Below are 18,322 nucleotides of genomic sequence, written 5' to 3' on the forward strand. Positions count from 1 at the left end.
GGCGCTTGCTCGTTCTAGCCCCGTGAAACAACTCTTTACGCTGCACTTGCTGCCTGTGCCTGCATTTCTAAAAATTTTGGGGCGTGGCTTCTGGCCGGTTTGCGGTGTGGCGCTGGGGCCTTTGCTGCTGGCGCCGGCCGTAGTAGCAGCCCAAACGACTGCGCCCACGGAAGCCCCAACTGCGACGTTCGTAACCCTCACGGGTACTTTGCGGGATGCCAGCGGCCAGCCGTTGGAACTGGCGGCAGTGGGAGTGGAGGGCCAGCCCGGCGGGGCCAATACCAATGCCGACGGCACGTTTTCCTTACAAGTGCGGGTCCCGGCCCCCGGCCAAACGGCCGTGCTGGTGGTGCGCCGGCTGGGGTATTTGCAATTGCGGATTCCCTTGAAGCTGCCCGCTGATGCCAACCGTCCGTTGCGCCTGGCCATGCGCCTGGATACCAAGGCGTTGGGCGGAGTAAACGTCACGGGCCGCTCCGGCCAGGCCGATACCCGCGAGCAGGTCAGTATCACGCACATCGACCCGCGTTCGGCCAAGGAAATTCCTTCGCCATTCGGCGATTTTAACGCCATCCTCAAGACGCTGCCGGGCGTGGTTTCGAATAATGAGTTGAGCAGCACGTACAATGTGCGGGGCGGCAACTACGATGAAAACCTGGTGTACGTCAACGGGTTCGAGATTTACCGGCCGTTTCTGGTTACTTCGGCGCAGCAGGAAGGCCTCAGCTTTATCAATCCCGATTTGGTGAAGCAGGTGGAATTCAGCAGCGGCGGCTGGCAGCCGAAGTATGGCGACAAGCTGGCCTCGGTGCTGAGCGTGGACTATAAGACGCCCGAGAAGTTTGCGGCCTCGCTCACGGCCAGCCTGGTGGGCGGGGCGGCCCACGTCGAAGCCCGCTCGGCCAATGGCCGGGTGAGCTACCTGGCCGGGGTGCGCTACAAGAATGCGCAGTACGTGCTCAACTCCTTAAAGCAGCAGCAGGGCGGCTACAATCCGACTTTTTTCGATGCGCAGGCATTCGTCAATATTGGTCTGGGAAAAAAGGAGGACATGCAGCGCACCACGCTGGGGCTGCTCGGCGTCATCGCCCACAACGACTACCGCTTCTCGCCCGAAACCGGCCAGGCCACGTTCTCAACCGGGACCAACCAGTTTACCCGCGTCTTCATTGCCTACGACGGCCGCGAGCGGATGCAGTTCGATACCTACCAAACAGGTTTGAATCTGAAGCACGACTTTTCCTCGAAGCTGCAGATGGAGCTGCTGGGCTCGGCCCTGATTTCGCGGGAGTTTGAGTTCCGCGACGTGGAAGCGGCCTACACCTTCGCCGAAATAAACCGCGACCCGACCTCGCCCGATTTCAACCAGGCCGTGCGCCAGCGCGACATTGGCTCGCAGTTCAAGCACTCGCGCAACTTCCTCACGGCCCAGATTTATACAGCCGAAACCCGCGGCCGCTGGACGCCCGCTGCCAACCACACCGTGCGCTGGGGAGCCAAAATCGGCCGCGAAAAAATCACCGACACGCTCGACGAGTACAGTTTCGCCGACTCGGCCGATTTTGTGCCTGATTCCCGCCGTACGCGCTTGCTTTCCGACTTGAGCCTGCTAAGTACCCGGAGCCAGGGCTTCATTCAGGATACCTGGAACCTCGATTCGCTGCGCACCCTCACCTACGGCGTGCGGGCGCACTACTGGACCACCAACGGCCAGCTCGTTATCAGCCCGCGCGTGCAGTTTTCGCAAATCAGCCGCGTGCACCCCAATCGTTCGTTCAAGGCCGCCGTGGGCGTTTATTATCAGCCGCCGTTCTACCGGGAGCTGCGCAACCAGGCCGGCGACCGCACCGACCCCAGCCAGCCGTTGATTCAGACCGGCACGCTCAACGTGGAATTGCGGGCCCAGAAGTCCTATCATTTCATCGTCGGCAAAGAAATCAGCTTTCGCCAATACGGGCGTCCCTTCAAGTTTTCGGCCGAAGCGTACTATAAATACCTCACCGATGTAGTGCCCTACGACGTGGACAACGTGCGCCTGCGCTACTTCGCCAAGAACAACGCCACGGCCTACGCGGCCGGTTTCGATGCCCGGGTGAGCGGCGAATTTGTGAAAGGGGCCGAATCGTGGTTCAGCCTGGGGGTGCTCACCACCCGCGAAAACGTGAACGGCGACTCCATGAATATCGTGGACGGCACCGGCAAAATCACCGGCCGCGAGCCCAAAGGCTACATCCGTCGCCCGCAGGACCAGCGCCTGAACGTGGGCGTGTTCTTCCAGGACCATCTGCCCGACAATCCTTCGGTGCGCGGCTACGTGAACCTGGTGTTCGGTTCCGGGCTGCCGTTCAGCCCGCCCAACCAGCCCGATTTGCGCGGCACCGATGCCCTCGTCACCACTTATAAGCGCGTCGATTTGGGCTTCTCTAAAGTCATCGGTTTGAAAAACGACAAGGCTCCCAAAACTCATTTCTACAGTTTCGACAGCCTGTGGCTGGGACTGGAAATTCTCAACGTGTTGGCGGCCAACAATGTGGCGGGCTATAGCTACCTGCAGGACGTGAATGGCGTCACGTATTCCGTGCCCAGCTACCTCTCGCAGCGGGTGGTGAATCTGCGGATGATAGCGCGGTTTTAACCCCCTCTGAACGTTTGATTCAGTCGTCCCGGAAGCGGGCGGTCAGCAGAAAGCTGGCCGCCCGCTTGTCGGTTTGGGCCGTGCCAATGGCTTGTTGGAATAGCCCGGTTCGGTATTCCCCAGTGCTTGCTTACCTACAGCACGAGAAAACAGCCGTAGGTTTGGGGGAATAAGATTATATACCAATATAACTATATTTTATGCAATCAGTGGCCATGATTTAGGCGCCTGTTTGCTTGTATGTATATCTATTTTGAGCTGTGCGGGGCAAAAGGCCGTGAAAAGCGCAAAAACCGGGGGCATTCGCTACGATGGTTGCCGCTACGCTGACGGGAAGTTGCGAATTAACTTTTCTCTCCAGGTAAACTTTTCCGGCTGCTTGGGGGTATGAAGACCGGAAACAAAAACCGCCCCGTTGGTGGCGACGGTTTCGGTTTCCGGCTTACCTTTGTACCCGATGAGCATTTTCTCCGCTTTTGTCTGTGCTATTGCCGCCGTCCCCGTTGTGGGCTTCCGGGCGGTTGCGGGCGGGCACCATCACCACCATCTGTGGGGGGCCGGGCTGCGCGCCGGGTGCTAGCATAGCACCGGCCGCCCGCGCCTCCGCCGCCGCGTTCCGGGCCGCAGTCGCGCCGGACTATCCTTTTTAAATTTCCGGGAAATTCCATCGCCGGGCCTTGGGGTCTGGGGTGAATTGATTCGTGCCCTTGCGGGGCCCGGCCCGCTTGTTACCCTATTTCATGCTACGATTAGCCATTCAAAAGTCCGGTCGCCTGAGCGAGGATTCCCTCGCCCTCATTCGCGAATGCGGCATCCACTTCCTGAGCACGTCCTACAAACTCAAAACGGAAGCCACTAATTTTCCGCTCGAAATCCTGTTTCTGCGCGACGATGACATCCCCGGCTACGTGAAGGACGGCGTGGCCGACCTGGGCATCGTGGGCCAGAACGTGCTGGTGGAAGCCGGCTACCCCAACCTCGAAGTCGAAGCCCTGGGTTTCAGCAAGTGCCGCCTGAGCCTGGCCGTGCCCCGCGCCGATGCGTACCCGTCCATTGAGGCACTGCAGGGGAAGAACATTGCTACTTCCTACCCCAACATCCTCGGCCGCTACCTGGCCGAGCACGGCGTGCAAGCCAATCTGCACACCATCAGCGGCTCGGTTGAAATTGCGCCCAGCATTGGCCTGGCCGAGGCCATTTGCGACATCGTGAGCAGCGGCTCCACCTTGCTGGGCAACGGCCTGCGCGAAGTCGAAACCGTGTTTCGCTCCGAAGCGGTTCTCATCGCCCAGCCCAATCTCACGGCCGAGCAAAGTGACCTGCTGGAGCAGCTCCAGTTCCGGATGCAGGCCGTGCGCCGGGCCAAGCGCAGCAAATACATTTTGCTGAACGCGCCCGTTTCGGCCCTCGACGAAGTGCGGCGCTTGTTGCCCGGCATCAAATCGCCTACCGTTACGCCGCTGGCCGAAGCTGGCTGGGTGTCGGTGCAGTCCGTGGTGCAGGAGGATGAGTTCTGGCACATTACCAGCCAGCTCAAAGCCGTGGGCGCCGAAGGCATTCTGGTGCTGCCCATCGAAAAGATGATTGCCTAGCCCGGTTCGCCATGCAGCTCTATTCCTATCCCGACCCCAGCACCTGGCCCGCGCTCCAGCAGCGCCCCGCCGCCGCCGAAGCGCCCCAGGTAGCCGCCCGCGTCCGGGCCATTTTTGAGCAAGTGCGCACCGGTGGCGATGCCGCGTTATTGACGTTAGCCGCCGAACTCGACAAAGCCACGCTGACCAATCTGCTGGTTTCTGAAGCCGAGTTTGCCGCCGCTGCCGCCCAGGTTCCGGCGGCGCTGCAAGCCGCCATTCGCCAGGCCAAAACCAATATTGAAACCTTCCACGCCGCCCAGCGGGAGCCCGAATTGCGCGTCGAAACCATGGCCGGCGTGGTTTGCTCGCGCCGGGCGGTGCCGGTGCAGCGCGTGGGCCTGTACGTGCCGGGTGGCACGGCCCCGCTTTTCAGTACCCTGCTCATGCTGGGCGTGCCGGCCCGCCTGGCCGGGTGCCCGGAAGTGGTGGTCTGCACGCCGCCCCAGGCCAATGGCGCGGTGAGCCCGGTTATCCTGTTCGTGGCGCAGCTGCTCGGGATTGATAAAGTGGTGAAAGCCGGCGGCGCGCAAGCCGTGGCCGCGCTGGCGCTGGGCACCGATAGCGTGCCGGCCGTGGATAAAATCTTCGGCCCCGGCAACCGCTACGTGACCGCCGCCAAGCAAGTAGCGGCCGCCGAGTACGGCGTGGCCATTGATATGCCGGCGGGTCCGTCCGAAGTCCTCGTGATTGCCGATGCCACTGCCAATCCGGCCTTCGTGGCCGCCGATTTGCTGTCCCAGGCCGAACATGGTCCTGATTCCCAGGTGGTCGTGCTCAGCGACTCCAGCACCGTCCTGGAGCAGGTGCGGGCGGAGGTAACGCGCCAGCTGGCCACGTTGCCCCGGCGTGAAGTTGCGGCCCTGGCGCTCGACAACAGCCGCGCCGTCCTGCTGCCCGATGCGGCCAGCATGCTGGAATTTTCCAATCAATACGCCCCGGAACACCTCATCCTGGCCACTGATAACGCCGAAGCTCTGGCGGCACAGGTCACCAATGCGGGGTCCGTATTCCTGGGCCATCTCACGCCGGAAGCTGTGGGCGACTACGCTTCGGGCACCAACCACACCTTGCCCACCAGCGGCTATGCCCGGCAGTATAGCGGCGTGTCGCTCGATTCGTTCGTAAAGAAAATCACGTTCCAACGCCTGTCGGCTGAAGGCTTGCAAGCCGTTGGCCCGGTGGTGGAAACCATGGCCGAAGCCGAGGGCTTGGCTGCTCACGCCCGCGCTGTAACCCTGCGCCTGGAGTCGTTGGCTGCCAATGATACCGCCAAGGCCAACGCATCGGGTTCTGTGGCCACTGCCACTGCTCAGGCTGCTGGTCCCTACGCCGGCCTCATTCGCCCGAGCGTGGAGCGCATGCAGCCGTATTCTTCGGCCCGCGATGAGTTCGAGGGCCTGGCCCCGGTGATGCTCGATGCCAACGAAAACAGCTTCGGCTCCGTCGGCCCCGATGACTTCAGCCGCTACCCCGACCCGCACCAGCGCGCCATCAAGGCCGATTTGGCCCGTTTGAAGGGCGTCGCGCCGAACCAGATTTTCCTCGGCAACGGCTCCGATGAAGCCATCGACCTGCTCGTGCGTCTCACCTGCACGCCGGGCCAGGACAGCATCGTTATCTGCCCGCCCACCTATGGCATGTACGAGGTGGCCGCCAACCTCAACGACGTGCGCGTCGAGCGCCTGCCGCTGACTGCCGATTTCCAGTTGCCCGCCGATGCCGCCGAAAAACTCGCTACTTCCAACGCCAAGCTGGTCTATCTGTGTTCGCCCAATAACCCCACCGGTAATCTGCTGGCCCAGGAAGCCGTTGAAACGATTCTGGGCAGCTTCCGTGGGCTGGTGGTGGTCGATGAAGCGTACGCCGACTTTGCCGCGGTGCCCAGTTGGACGACTTGCCTGGCCGAGTTTCCGCGTCTGGTGGTGCTGCAAACCTTCTCCAAGGCCTGGGGACTGGCGGGGTTGCGCTTAGGCGTCGCGTATGCGGCTCCGGCGCTCATCGCCTACCTCGATAAAATAAAGCCGCCCTATAATATTTCGGCCGCAACCCAGCAACACGCCCTGGCGGCATTGGCGGCGGCGCCGCGCCTTGCCGAAATGCGGGCCGCTCTCCTGGACGGCCGCACCTGGCTGGCAGAGCGGTTGCCGGAATTGCCCAGTGTGGAGCACGTTTTTCCTTCTGACGCCAACTTTCTGCTCGTGCGTTTCAGGGTGGACGCCACGGCTTTATACGACCAGTTGCGCGCCCGCGGCATCGTGGTGCGCAACCGCACCACCCAGCCCGGTTGCGCCGGTTGCCTCCGCCTCACGGTGGGCACTGCCGCCGAAAATACCCGGCTGCTCCAGGCGCTCACCGAAATCGGTCGGTTAACCGGAGTAGAGCAACCGACAACATCCGCCGCTGCTCACTAAATCGCGGGCTTCGGCCATCATTCATCGCTCACCGTTTACAGTTAACTGATTTGAAAAAGGCGCTTTTCATCGACCGCGACGGCACCATTCTCGTGGAGCCCCAGCCCAGCCAGCAAATCGACGGCCTCACGCCCGACAAGTTTCAATTCCTGCCGGGCGCCATCAGCGCCCTCGCCCGCATTGCCCACGACCTGCCCGGGTACGAGCTGGTGCTCGTCACCAACCAGGACGGACTGGGCACGGCCCGCTTCCCGGAAGACACGTTTTGGCCGGCTCATCAGCTCATGCTCGATATTCTGGCCGGCGAGGGCGTTCACTTCGCCGCCGAGCACATCGACCGCAGTTTCCCCCACGAGGGCCTGCCCACCCGCAAACCGGGCCTGGGCCTCCTGGGCCAATACCTCGACCCGGCCAATGAATACGACCTGCCCAACTCTTACGTCATCGGCGACCGTCTCACCGACGTGCAGCTGGCCACCAATCTCGGCAGCCAGGCCATTCTGATAGGAGAGGAGCCTGACCCACGCGCCGCGCTCACTACCACTAGCTGGGAAGCCATTTATCATTTCCTGCGCTACCCGGCGCGGGTGGCCGTCATCGAGCGTAATACCAATGAAACGCAAATTGCTATTCGGCTGAATCTGGATGGCACCGGTCAAACCGATATTCACACGGGCCTGGGCTTTTTCGACCACATGCTCGAACAGCTTGGCCGCCACAGCGGGGTTGATTTACACATAAGTGTAAACGGCGATTTGCATATCGATGAACACCACACAGTTGAAGATACTGCGTTAGCCCTTGGGACGGCATTCTCACAAGCTTTGGGCGATAAGCGCGGGTTGGCGCGCTACGGTTTTCTGTTGCCCATGGATGAGGCCCTGGCCCAGGCCGCCATCGACTTCTCGGGCCGTCCCTGGCTGGTCTGGAATGCGGAGTTTAAGCGCGAGCGGGTAGGGGACTTGCCTACCGAGCTGTTCTTTCACTTCTTTAAGTCCTTTACTGATAATGCCCGCGCTACGCTTAACATTGCCTGCGCAGGCGATAACGAGCACCACAAAATTGAGGCGATTTTTAAAGCCGTAGCAAAGGCTATAAAGATGGCTTTGCAGCAGGATGATTCGGCGGCAATCCCGAGCACAAAGGGAATACTATAAACAAATGGCGTTACTACTTGCGTTAAAGATGGTGGGCGCTAGGGTCTTTGTATATCCAAATGAATAAATTGGTTCGCTAATGGAAATTGCAGTTGTAGATTACAAAGGGGGGAATGTGCAATCCGTGCTGTTCGCCTTGGAGCGTCTTGGAGCCAGCGCCACCCTGACAGCCGACCCGGAAGCGCTACGCCGGGCCGACAAGGTGCTGTTTCCCGGCGAAGGCGAAGCTTCCTCGGCTATGCAAGCGCTGCGGGAAGCTGGGCTCGACCATGTATTGCCCACGCTGACGCAACCCTTCCTGGGCATTTGCCTGGGTATGCAGCTGCTGGGCCAGCACAGCGAAGAAAACGATACGCCCTTGCTTGGACTATTGCCCTTCACGGTGCAACGCTTTGCGCCCGACTCAACCCACAAAGTGCCTCACATGGGCTGGAACAACCTGTTGGCATTGCAAGGCCCGCTGTTTGCCGGCCTTACCGAGGCGGACCACGTATATTTTGTGCACAGCTACTATGCTCCGGTGGGCGCTTACACGACGGCTCAATCGGCCCATCCGGCGCCTTTCAGTGCGGCAGTGCAGCATCGCAATTTCCATGGCGTGCAGTTTCATACCGAGAAAAGCGGCACCGTGGGCACCCGCGTTCTGGCCAATTTTCTGGCGCTTTAAGTTCTGTTAAATACCCGTTTCCTGTGGAGATTATCCCTGCCATCGACTTAATAAACGGCCAATGCGTCCGGCTTAGCGCCGGCGACTTTGGCCGCCAGACAACTTACGATAGCGACCCGGTAGCCGTGGCCCAGCGCTTTGCCGACGCCGGCGTGCGCCGGTTGCACTTGGTTGACCTCGACGGGGCCCGCGCCGGCTATCCGGTGAACCTGGCCGTGCTCGAAGCAATTGCGTGCCGAACCACGCTGGATATCGACGCTGGCGGCGGCATCCAAACCGAAGATTCGTTGGCCCAGGTGCTGCGTGCCGGCGCGGCGCACGCCACGGCAGGCAGCCTGGCGGTGCGCGCGCCGGCCACTGTGCAAGCCTGGCTGGCCCGTTACGGGGCCGAAACCATCTTCCTGGGGGCCGATTTCAAAGGAGAGCATATCCTGATAAATGCCTGGGCTGACCAAAGCACGCTCACGCTGGCTGGTTTTATCGCCGACTATCTGGCCGCCGGGGCATCCACTTTCATCTGCACCGACGTGAGCAAGGACGGTTTGCTGCAAGGGCCTTCGCTGGATACGTACCGAACGCTGGTGCAGCAGTTCCCCACTGCGCGTTTCATTGCCAGCGGTGGCGTTACCACCGTTGCCGACCTCGAACGGCTCGCCAAAGCGGGCATGCACGGGGCCATCATCGGCAAAGCCATTTACGAAGGCACCATTGCGCTGGCCGATTTGAAGCCTTTCCTGTAGCCCTTGGTGCCGGTTTCACATTCCGATTTTCCATTCGCCTCATTCGTTGACTCCGTGGTTAAGAAAAGACTCATTCCCTGCCTCGACGTACGCGACGGCCGCACCGTGAAAGGTATCCAGTTTGAGGGCCTGCGCGATGCGGGCGACCCCGTGGCCCTGGCTGCCCGCTATGCACTCGAAGGCGCCGACGAGCTGGTGTTTCTCGATATCACGGCCACCAACCAGCGCCGCAAGCCCCTCACAGAGCTGGTGCGCGACGTGGCTCGCGTGCTCGACATTCCATTCACCGTGGGGGGCGGCATCGGGACGGTGGCCGATGTGGAAGCTCTACTGCTGAGCGGAGCCGACAAAGTATCCATCAATTCGGCCGCGCTGGCCCGCCCCGAGTTCATTGCCGACCTCGCCCGTCGATTTGGCTCCCAATGCATTGTGGTGGCGGTTGATGCCCGCCTGGTGGAGAACGAGTGGCAGGTAATGACCCGCGCCGGCACCCAGCCCACCGGCCGGCAAGCCGTGGAGTGGTGCCGCATGGCGGCCGACTTAGGTGCCGGCGAGTTGTTGCTAACTTCCATGAGCCACGACGGCACCAAATCCGGTTTCGCACTGGAGTTGACCCGGGCCGTGAGCGATGCCGTTTACGTCCCCGTCATTGCTTCTGGGGGAGCTGGCCAGCCGTCCGATTTTACGGCCGTATTTCAGGCCGGCGGGGCCGATGCGGCCCTTGCTGCCAGCATTTTTCACTTCAATGAAACCGCGTTGCCGGCGCTAAAGCAATATTTGCACGAGGCGGGCATCGCCGTGCGCCTCTAGGCTTGGTCGTCTAATTTTACGGCGCCAATCCTGTTCCTTATTCCCGACTAATGACTGCTTCCTCCACGTCCGCTGCCCCATTGCGCTTCGATTCTACCACCGGCCTCGCCCCGGCCATTGTGCAGGACGCTGATACTGGCCAGGTGCTCATGCTCGGCTATGTGAATGATGAGGCGTGGGCTAAAACGCAGCAGGAGGGGCGAGTGACGTTTTTTTCGCGCTCCAAGAACCGGCTGTGGACTAAGGGCGAAAGCAGCGGCAACTACCTTACGGTCGTTAGCCTGCATATTGATTGCGACGCTGATACGGTCCTCATCCGGGCCTTGCCGGCTGGGCCTACCTGCCACCGTGGCACCATTAGCTGTTTTGAGCAAGCTGAGCAGGTGATTGCGCCCGCGCCACCAATTGGTTTTTTAGCTGCTTTGGAGCGATTAATTGCCGAGCGGAAGCAATTCCCCGAGCGGGCCCCGACATCCTACACGGTTTCGTTGTTCCAGAAAGGCATCCCCAAAATAGCGCAGAAAGTGGGAGAGGAGGCCGTGGAGAGCGTAATTGATGCCGTGGCGGGGCATCGCGATACGCTGCCGGGTGAGGTTGCGGATTTGCTGTACCATTTGCTAGTGCTCCTGGCGGCCACCGGTGTACCCATGGAAGAAGTTATTGCGGTGCTTCAGGAGCGCCATCGGTTGCCCAACAATCGCCACTTAACCGAAACTGAGTAAAGAAGCAGCCATCATCACATCAATCAATGCGAGTCATCGATTGGCACTACGCTTTGTGGTTCACATGCTTAGCTTGATTTTACGCTTTTAATTGCCTTCTTATTTTTTCAAGTAGGGCAATAGCAATTGCAACGTCATCTTCTTCTGTAATTGATAGAGTCGTGTTTACTCCAGGTCCACTTACTTGTATCTGATAGGCATCCCGTGGGCTATGCTCTGGTAAGGCTGGCGCTGGCGTGGTGATTCTGGGTGAGATAAATGGGGTAAGTTCCGTCTCCTGGGCAGCAGGCTTTCGCGCGGTTTCAGTTATTTGTTCTGCGTTTGCTGCGGGTGCGGTGTTTAGCAAGCCAAACAAGCTTGCTATCGCGTCTTGACTATTCGTTTTTGTGGGCTCCGTTGCTGGTGGTCGTGGTATTGCAGCATTTTGTGCTGGGCTAGTAAGTTCTGGTGTTTGGATATTGTTATTTTCGGGTGTTGTCGTGAGTAAGGGTAAAAATTGGGGTTCTTGTCGAAAGGTATTTGGCGAAGGTTGAGGACTGGCAAGTTCACGCCGCGGGGTTTGTTGAGCCGCCAAAGTATCAATGTCGGCTATCACGTTGTTCTCATTTAAGAGCCCCACCATGCGTGCGCCGTCTACAAAGGCCTTTGCTACACCTTGGGCGTTGATTTCCTCGACTCCGAACTCTCTAATAAGCATCACGTCCAGCATCTGAATGGGAAGCTCACGGGACCTGAATTTCCGGCACAGTTGTGTAAATAGGGGGGGCGTAAGGAAAGCTTCGCGATGAAAGACTAGTTCTTCCTGCTTGTCATAGGCGTGTTTAATGCGTTTGAACAAGGTTGTGGTCGTCAATAATTCTCGTTTGCTCGTCAACAGCCCAAATTTCACGGCCGAGCCGATGATGGCCTTAAATGACCCGCTCACTTTCCGGTTGAGCTTGCGTGCAGCTGTATCGATGGCACACTTTCCGCCTGTGTCGTCTGTAACTTCGGCGAGTTCCCATGCCCCGGTATAACTTGTTCTCGGATAGTCTATAAGTTTTGGCATTACGTCATCAGAATTAGGAGTACAAGTATAGGCCCTTATCGCATAATAAAATATAGTATTAAAAAGTTCACTGACGGGAAATTTTATACCATATTATGCGTTTATTATCTACCCTTCTATCAGTTGGGGTTAGAAGCATATAAATTGTGACCTAAATATACAGTATATCTTGCTGCTAGCACATATTATCAAGTGCTAATTTCAAAAGGAGTATAATTTATTTCTCAGTTTCTTAGCTACATATTTGTTGCATAGCAGCACAAGAAACTTAAGCATTATTAGAGTGATTTGCATACCAAGTATTCGAAAGTATAAAAGTTGTCCAATTTTATACTTTTTTTTATCTTGATCTAACAGGTCCTAATTGTACCCGGCTGGGGAAAACATAGAACCAGCAGATTCTCTCTACGCTGCAAGACTATGGAAAAATGAGACAGCTACCTACGCACGCTCTTTTTCCCTAAAGACGAAATCCATTACGCCTCGGCGTTGCTGAAAGGGGTACTACGCATCTGAATAGGCACAAAGCGGCGACATGGTCATTAGAGAAACTGCTGCTACCCAGCACCAACTTTCAATTTATTGCTGCCACCGCACCGCCACTTCGAGGCTTTGTCAGGAGGACAACTAAGGCATAAGCAATAAACCATGCGAACAAATAATCACTCGATGAGCAACGTCACTACGGCCATAGACTAACTAATGAATTGAACTACGAACACTCGCAAACCGAGAGCAAAGATGTGTCTTATAATTTATATTATGTTAAATTGATGATACGAGAAATGACATGAAAAAAGAAAAGCCCATCCACATGCGTGGATGAGCCCTACCCTTAACCTGGAACCAAACCTATTTTTTATTAAGCGACTGGAGTTTGGCATTCAACCGTTCTGAGTCGGCAGTACGACCCAGCCGAAAATAGACTTTTTGCAGCGATGCCAACGTGTTGCGGTCATCCGGCTGCAGCTGAAGTGCTTTCTCAAAATATGGCACCGAAGCTTCAAAATACTTCTTACCGTCCGCTTCAAACTTCTTCCCTGAAGTCTGATACGTCTTCAAATCCATCTTACTGGCTTTTGTATAAGCATCAGCAGCTTTGTTGTAATTATACACGCCGAGGTTAAACTGAGCATCAAAATTGTTTGGGTCAAGCTCAACTGCCTTCTTATAATCGGCCAAAGCAAGGTCCTGCTTCTTTTGCTGGTCGTACATCGAACCCCGCACAGCGTACAGATTGGAATTGCTCGGGTCTGCAGCAATCGACTTATTGATTTTACCCAACGCATCCTCACCTTTGCCGCTCGCCAGAGACATATTCAAATCTTCCAACATAAATGTTTTGTTGGTTGGATACGCCACTAATGCCTGCTGAAGCACTTTAGCAGCTTCAGCATCGTCTTTTTGTTGTTTAGCCATTTGGAGCAATCGTGAATACAGCGTCACCGACTTGTAATTCATGGCCAACAATTGGTTGTAGCTGGTTTTAGCACCCGCATAATCCTGCTTGGCCTCATAAGCATAAGCCGAATAGAGCACCGCCGTGGTATCCTGAGGCTTTATTTGCGAGGCAAGTTTGTAGCTCGCAATTGCTTTGTCGTACTCTTTAGCGTTGTAGCTATTCACAGCATCGTTGAACGCACGACCGTACAGCCCATCCATTCTGGTAACTGCCTGCTTACCAAATTCACCGGTCTGCGTATCCAGCTCAACCGTCTTAGCATACGACTCATAAGCTTTTTGCAGTCCCTCACCCGGCTGCAGCTGCTTACTATAGATAGGACTTTCCAACATGCCTTGGTAGATTTCGCCCCGCGTAAACCAGGTTTTGGCTTTGCCGCTGGTTTTTTCATTCACAATTGCCTTATCAATGTCCACGCGAGCCTTGTCGAGCAGGCCGGTACGCTGGTTTAGGATGGCATTGGTGACGGCTGAAGTTTGGGCCAATGCCACCGAGGGCAAACTCGCAGACAACGCCGCCGCAGCAGCAAGGGTCAAAAATGTCTTGTTCATAAGAAAATGGGAATAAGCCTTAAATGGGCAGTTGACCGCACGTTCTGTTGCAGCAACTGCTCAGCAAGACTAGAAAGAATGAGAAAAAGTGGGCGAAAAAATAAAAACTACTACGAACCAAAACGGGAGGTGCCGGTATTGGTTTCACCAAAAATAAACAGGGCAGCCCAATTGGGCTGCCCTGCTCCTATTCAGCAATTATGCCAAATCGGCTTCTTCCGCGTCGTCTTCCGTCGAATCATCTCCACCGTCGAGTTCATCCGCTCCGGTAGAAACGGTTCCAAAACTAGCTTCAGCTACGCCATCAGCACTAGCAATTACCACCAGAACGGCCTCGGTTTCCCCTTCTTCTTCCTTCTCATCGGCCGCCACTTTGGCTACTGATGAGATTTCGTCGTTGGCACTAATTTTAATCAACCGAACACCCTGGGTAGCGCGGCCAATGGTACGCAAATCGCTCATTCGCAAACGGATGGTGATGCCTGATTTGTTGATAATCATCAAGTCATCGGTATCGTTCACGTCTTTGATAGCCACCAGATTGCCCGTTTTATCGGTCAGCTTCATGGCGCGAACACCTTTGCCACCGCGGTTCGTGACCCTGTATTCGTCGAGGGCGCTACGCTTGCCGTAGCCATTTTCACTCACAACGAGCAATTCCTGCGAGGGGTCGCTGAGGCAGACCATACCGACCACGCGGTCGCCAGGCGTTTCCGACAAACTAATGCCGCGAACACCGGCCGCGGCCCGGCCCATCGAACGAACCTTCGACTCGTTGAAGCGCACGGCGCGGCCGGAACGCGACGCCAGCACCACTTCAGCGTTCGGAGCCAATAGTTGCACGTCAAGAATCCGGTCGCCTTCGTTGATGGTAATGGCATTAATGCCGGCGGTACGAGGGCGAGAATACGCTTCGAGCGGCGTCTTTTTCACCGTACCCTGCTCCGTGCAGAACATCAGGAACGTATTTTCGAGGTAGTCCGGGTCTTTAAGGCCGCGCACGTTGAGCACGGAACGCACCTTGTCTTCCCGCGGAATTTCGATGAGATTCTGGATGGGCAAGCCTTTGGTGGCCTTCCCTCCTTCCGGCACTTCGTACACTTTCAGCCAGAACACCCGGCCCAACTCGGTGAAAAAAAGCAGGTATTCGTGCGTAGTCGCCACGAACAAATGCTCGGTAAAATCGTCCTTCTTGGAGATGGCCCCGCGCGAACCCGCCCCGCCCCGGCCCTGAGCCCGGTATTCATCGAGGTTGGTGCGCTTGATGTACCCTTCGCGGCTGATGGTGATGACCATTGCTTCGTCGGCAATCATGTCCTCGGTCGAGAAGTCACCGCCGATGTAGTTGATTTCGGTGCGGCGGTTGTCACCGTAGCGCTCGCGAATGTCTTCCAGTTCGGTTTTGATGATGCCGCGCTGAAGCTCATCCGATGCCAGAACGGCGTTCAGGTGGTCAATCAGCTTCATTAACTCGTTGTATTCGGCCACGATTTTGTCGCGTTCCAGGCCAGTGAGACGCTGAAGGCGCATGTCGAGAATGGCACGGGCCTGCACTTCACTCAGCGCGAACCGCTGGATGAGCTGGCCACGGGCCACCTCAGGGTCCCGCGAGCCGCGAATCAGGGCAATAACCTCATCCAGGTGGTCGAGGGCAATGAGCAGGCCTTCGAGGATGTGGGCCCGCTTCTGGGCTTCGGCCAACTCGTAGCGCGTGCGGCGCACGATGACTTCAGCGCGGTGCTCAACAAAATACTGGATGAGCTGCTGCAGGTTCAGCGTCATAGGGCGGCCTTTGACCAGGCATACGTTGTTGACGCCAAAAGAGCTTTGCAGTTGGGTATAGCGGTACAAGTTGTTGAGTACCACGCTCGGCATGGCGTCTCGCTTGAGGTCGTAAACGATGCGCATGCCGTCGCGGTCCGACTCGTCGCGCATGTCCGAAATGCCCTCAATCTTCTTATCGTTGATGAGCGCGGCGGTTTTCTCAATCATCGACGCCTTGTTCACCATATAGGGAATTTCGGTGACGACGATTTGCTCCTTGCCGGTTTTGGTGGTTTCGAACGTGGCCTTGGCGCGCATTACCACGCGGCCGCGACCGGTTTCAAAAGCCTGCTTCACGCCTTCGTAGCCGTAGATGATGCCGCCCGTGGGGAAGTCGGGCGCCGTCACGTACTGCATCAGCTCGGACACGGTGATTTCCGGGTTGGCCAAGTAGGCGATGATGCCGTTCACAACTTCCGTCAGGTTGTGGGGGGCCATGTTGGTGGCCATGCCCACGGCAATGCCCGAAGTGCCGTTCACCAGCAGGTTCGGGAATTTGGCGGGCATCACGCTGGGCTCTTCCAGCGAGTCGTCGAAATTGGGCTGGAAGTCAACGGTGTCCTTGTCCAGGTCGTTGAGCATCTCGTCGGCGATGCGCTTGAGGCGGGCCTCGGTGTAGCGCATGGCGGCCGGCGAGTCGCCATCAACGGAGCCAAAGTTGCCCTGGCCGTCCACCAGCGGGTAGCGCAGGCTCCAGTCCTGGGCCATGCGCACCATGGTGTCGTACACGGAGCTGTCGCCGTGCGGGTGGTATTTACCCAACACCTCGCCCACGATACGGGCCGATTTTTTGTAGGATTTGTTGTAGCCCACGCCCAACTCGCTCATGCCGTAGAGCACGCGGCGGTGCACGGGCTTCAGGCCGTCGCGCACATCGGGCAGGGCCCGGGAGATGATGACCGACATCGAGTAATCGATGTACGCGCCCCGCATCTCGTCTTCGATGTTTATCGGAATGATTTTTTCGCCTTCCGCCATTGAGGGGGTTGATAGGCAGCTCAAAAAAGCCCGTTAAAAGGGCGCTTTAAGCCGCAGGGTGAATGGTTCTTATTGTGCGTGCGAAGATACAACAAAAAGGCCGCAGCGGCAAGCGCTACGGCCTTTTTTAGGCGTTTCGAGCCGCCTATCTCAGCGGCTTGCTTTTGTCCTGGGCATGGGTACCGGACTTGGGGTTGTAAGTCTTAATTTTCTCACCAATAGCTGGGTTCTGCTTCTTGAACCACGGCTGCCCGTGATACTTGACCCCGCTGTGCAGGTGCACCTTGCGCACATGGCAGGACTCAATGGGACAAGTGCGGCAACTGGCCACCGCCAGCAGCAGCAAGCAAGAAATCAGACGGAGAAACGGCTTCATTGGGCAAAGGTAACGGGCAGAAAGCGCTGAGACGGTTCCCTTTCTCGGGTGAGTTTCCATTCCTCTTGGCCTTCCACTCTGCAGATTGACGGCCCTGGCTATTGGATTTGAAGCAGGCAAAGGCAAAGTGACTGGTCTAACGCAAGCAATAAAGTAAAGACAACGCGAACTATGTACATACATATGATGTACATACATTTGTATTGCCGTCTGCGCATTATTATGTCAAAAAGCCCCTCATCACCATTTAAACACTCGCCCTTCCATGGAAATTGGCATTGATAGTTTCGCCTCGCACCTGCTAAACAACAGCACTGGCGCTACCCTGAGCGCTGCGGAGGCCATGAGCCAGTTGCTTGACCGCATTGTGCGGGCCGACGAAGTGGGGCTCGACATATTCGGCATCGGCGAGCACCACCGGCCCGAATACCTCGACTCCGCACCTGCCGTTATTCTCGCGGCGGCGGCCGCCCGCACCAAGCGCATCCGCCTCACCAGTGCCGTGACCGTGCTCAGCGCGGCCGACCCGGTGCGCGTATTCCAGCAGTTCGCGACGCTGGATTTGATTTCGCAGGGCCGGGCCGAAATGGTGGTGGGCCGGGGTTCTTCAATTGAGGCATTTCCGCTGTTCGGCTTTGACCTTGAGGACTACGACGAGCTGTTCGCCGAAAAGCTGGGCCTGCTCCTGACCGTGCGGGACCACGAGAAGGTGCAATGGTCGGGCAAATTTCGGCCGGCGCTGCAGGGCCAGGGCGTCTACCCGCGGCCGGTGCAGCCGCAGCTGCCCATCTGGCTGGGCGTGGGCGGCACGTCGGAATCGTTTGTAAGAGCCGGCACGCTGGGCTTGCCGCTAATGGTGGCCATTATCGGCGGCGACACCCACCGCTTCCGCCCCCTGGTAGACTTGTACCGGGAAGCCGGCCGCCGCGCCGGGCACGCGCCCGAGCAGCTGCGCGTAGGCCTGCACTCGCTGGGCTACGTGGCTGCCACCACCGAGGAGGCCCGGGAAAGCTTCTTTCCGGGGTATGCCCGCACGTTCAGCGCCCGCGCCCGGGAGCGCGGCGGCCTGCCCGTAACGCGGGGCCAGTTTGATGCCCAGGCCGGCCCGCTTGGGGCATTGCTAGTGGGCAGCCCGGAAGAAGTAGGCAAGAAAATTCTACGCCACAGCGAGGCGCTGGGCGGCATTTCGCGGGTTACTTTCCAAATGGATGTGGCGGCGCTGCCCCATGCCCAAATCCTGCAGGCCACCGAGTTGCTTGGCACCCGCGTGGCGGCTTTGCTGAAATGATTACAAAGTCAAGCAAGAG

General features: G+C 57.7%; 13 protein-coding genes. 9 read left to right on the top strand and 4 right to left on the bottom strand.

The features are described from left to right. The first annotated feature begins 22 nt into the window (after positions 1-22). The 8 genes from J4G38_RS03575 to hisIE all read left to right on the top strand — a co-directional run bounded on the left by J4G38_RS03575 (position 23) and on the right by hisIE (position 10,776). Entirely contained in the window at positions 23-2,635 is a 2,613-nt protein-coding gene (locus tag J4G38_RS03575; protein WP_226163126.1) for a TonB-dependent receptor, read from the top strand. 740 nt (positions 2,636-3,375) lie between these two features. Further along, the gene (gene hisG / locus J4G38_RS03580; RefSeq protein ID WP_210515539.1) at positions 3,376-4,227 is read left to right on the top strand and encodes an ATP phosphoribosyltransferase; all 852 of its coding nucleotides are present in this window, start codon (positions 3,376-3,378) and stop codon (positions 4,225-4,227) included. 11 nt (positions 4,228-4,238) lie between these two features. Continuing rightward, positions 4,239-6,680, top strand: a complete 2,442-nt coding sequence (gene hisD / locus J4G38_RS28880; protein ID WP_317198176.1) for a histidinol dehydrogenase — start codon at positions 4,239-4,241, stop codon at positions 6,678-6,680. 50 nt (positions 6,681-6,730) lie between these two features. After that, the gene (hisB, locus tag J4G38_RS03595; RefSeq protein ID WP_210515537.1) at positions 6,731-7,837 is read left to right on the top strand and encodes a bifunctional histidinol-phosphatase/imidazoleglycerol-phosphate dehydratase HisB; all 1,107 of its coding nucleotides are present in this window, start codon (positions 6,731-6,733) and stop codon (positions 7,835-7,837) included. Between the two features lie 79 nt (positions 7,838-7,916). Continuing rightward, positions 7,917-8,504 carry an imidazole glycerol phosphate synthase subunit HisH gene (gene hisH / locus J4G38_RS03600; protein ID WP_210515535.1) on the top strand — a complete coding sequence of 196 codons (588 nt, stop codon included), beginning with the start codon at positions 7,917-7,919 and terminating at the stop codon, positions 8,502-8,504. A gap of 23 nt (positions 8,505-8,527) precedes the next feature. Beyond that, positions 8,528-9,244, top strand: a complete 717-nt coding sequence (locus tag J4G38_RS03605; protein WP_210515533.1) for a 1-(5-phosphoribosyl)-5-[(5-phosphoribosylamino)methylideneamino]imidazole-4-carboxamide isomerase — start codon at positions 8,528-8,530, stop codon at positions 9,242-9,244. A 54-nt stretch (positions 9,245-9,298) separates the two neighbouring features. Continuing rightward, positions 9,299-10,054 (top strand): imidazole glycerol phosphate synthase subunit HisF, encoded by a 756-nt coding sequence (hisF, locus tag J4G38_RS03610; protein ID WP_210515532.1) that lies wholly within the window; start codon positions 9,299-9,301, stop codon positions 10,052-10,054. 50 nt (positions 10,055-10,104) lie between these two features. After that, positions 10,105-10,776 carry a bifunctional phosphoribosyl-AMP cyclohydrolase/phosphoribosyl-ATP diphosphatase HisIE gene (hisIE, locus tag J4G38_RS03615; RefSeq protein ID WP_210515530.1) on the top strand — a complete coding sequence of 224 codons (672 nt, stop codon included), beginning with the start codon at positions 10,105-10,107 and terminating at the stop codon, positions 10,774-10,776. A 79-nt stretch (positions 10,777-10,855) separates the two neighbouring features. On the opposite strand, the gene J4G38_RS03620 is transcribed toward hisIE, so the two are convergent. The 4 genes from J4G38_RS03620 to J4G38_RS03635 form a co-directional block, all read right to left on the bottom strand. Continuing rightward, positions 10,856-11,824 (bottom strand): hypothetical protein, encoded by a 969-nt coding sequence (locus J4G38_RS03620; protein ID WP_210515527.1) that lies wholly within the window; start codon positions 11,822-11,824, stop codon positions 10,856-10,858. A gap of 852 nt (positions 11,825-12,676) precedes the next feature. After that, positions 12,677-13,837, bottom strand: coding sequence for a tetratricopeptide repeat protein (locus tag J4G38_RS03625; protein WP_210515526.1), 1,161 nt, complete (start codon positions 13,835-13,837; stop codon positions 12,677-12,679). Positions 13,838-14,035: 198 nt separating this feature from the next. After that, a complete protein-coding gene (gene gyrA, locus J4G38_RS03630) occupies positions 14,036-16,639 on the bottom strand; it encodes a DNA gyrase subunit A (RefSeq protein ID WP_210515524.1) in 2,604 nt (867 codons plus the stop codon). A 145-nt stretch (positions 16,640-16,784) separates the two neighbouring features. Continuing rightward, entirely contained in the window at positions 16,785-17,015 is a 231-nt protein-coding gene (locus J4G38_RS03635; RefSeq protein WP_210515522.1) for a hypothetical protein, read from the bottom strand. 265 nt (positions 17,016-17,280) lie between these two features. Between J4G38_RS03635 and J4G38_RS03640 the strand changes: the two genes are divergently transcribed. Next, entirely contained in the window at positions 17,281-18,303 is a 1,023-nt protein-coding gene (locus tag J4G38_RS03640) for an LLM class flavin-dependent oxidoreductase (protein ID WP_210515520.1), read from the top strand. Positions 18,304-18,322: the final 19 nt, after the last annotated feature.

The sequence above is a fragment of the Hymenobacter terricola genome, assembly GCF_017921975.2.
GTDB classification, from domain to species: domain Bacteria; phylum Bacteroidota; class Bacteroidia; order Cytophagales; family Hymenobacteraceae; genus Hymenobacter; species Hymenobacter terricola.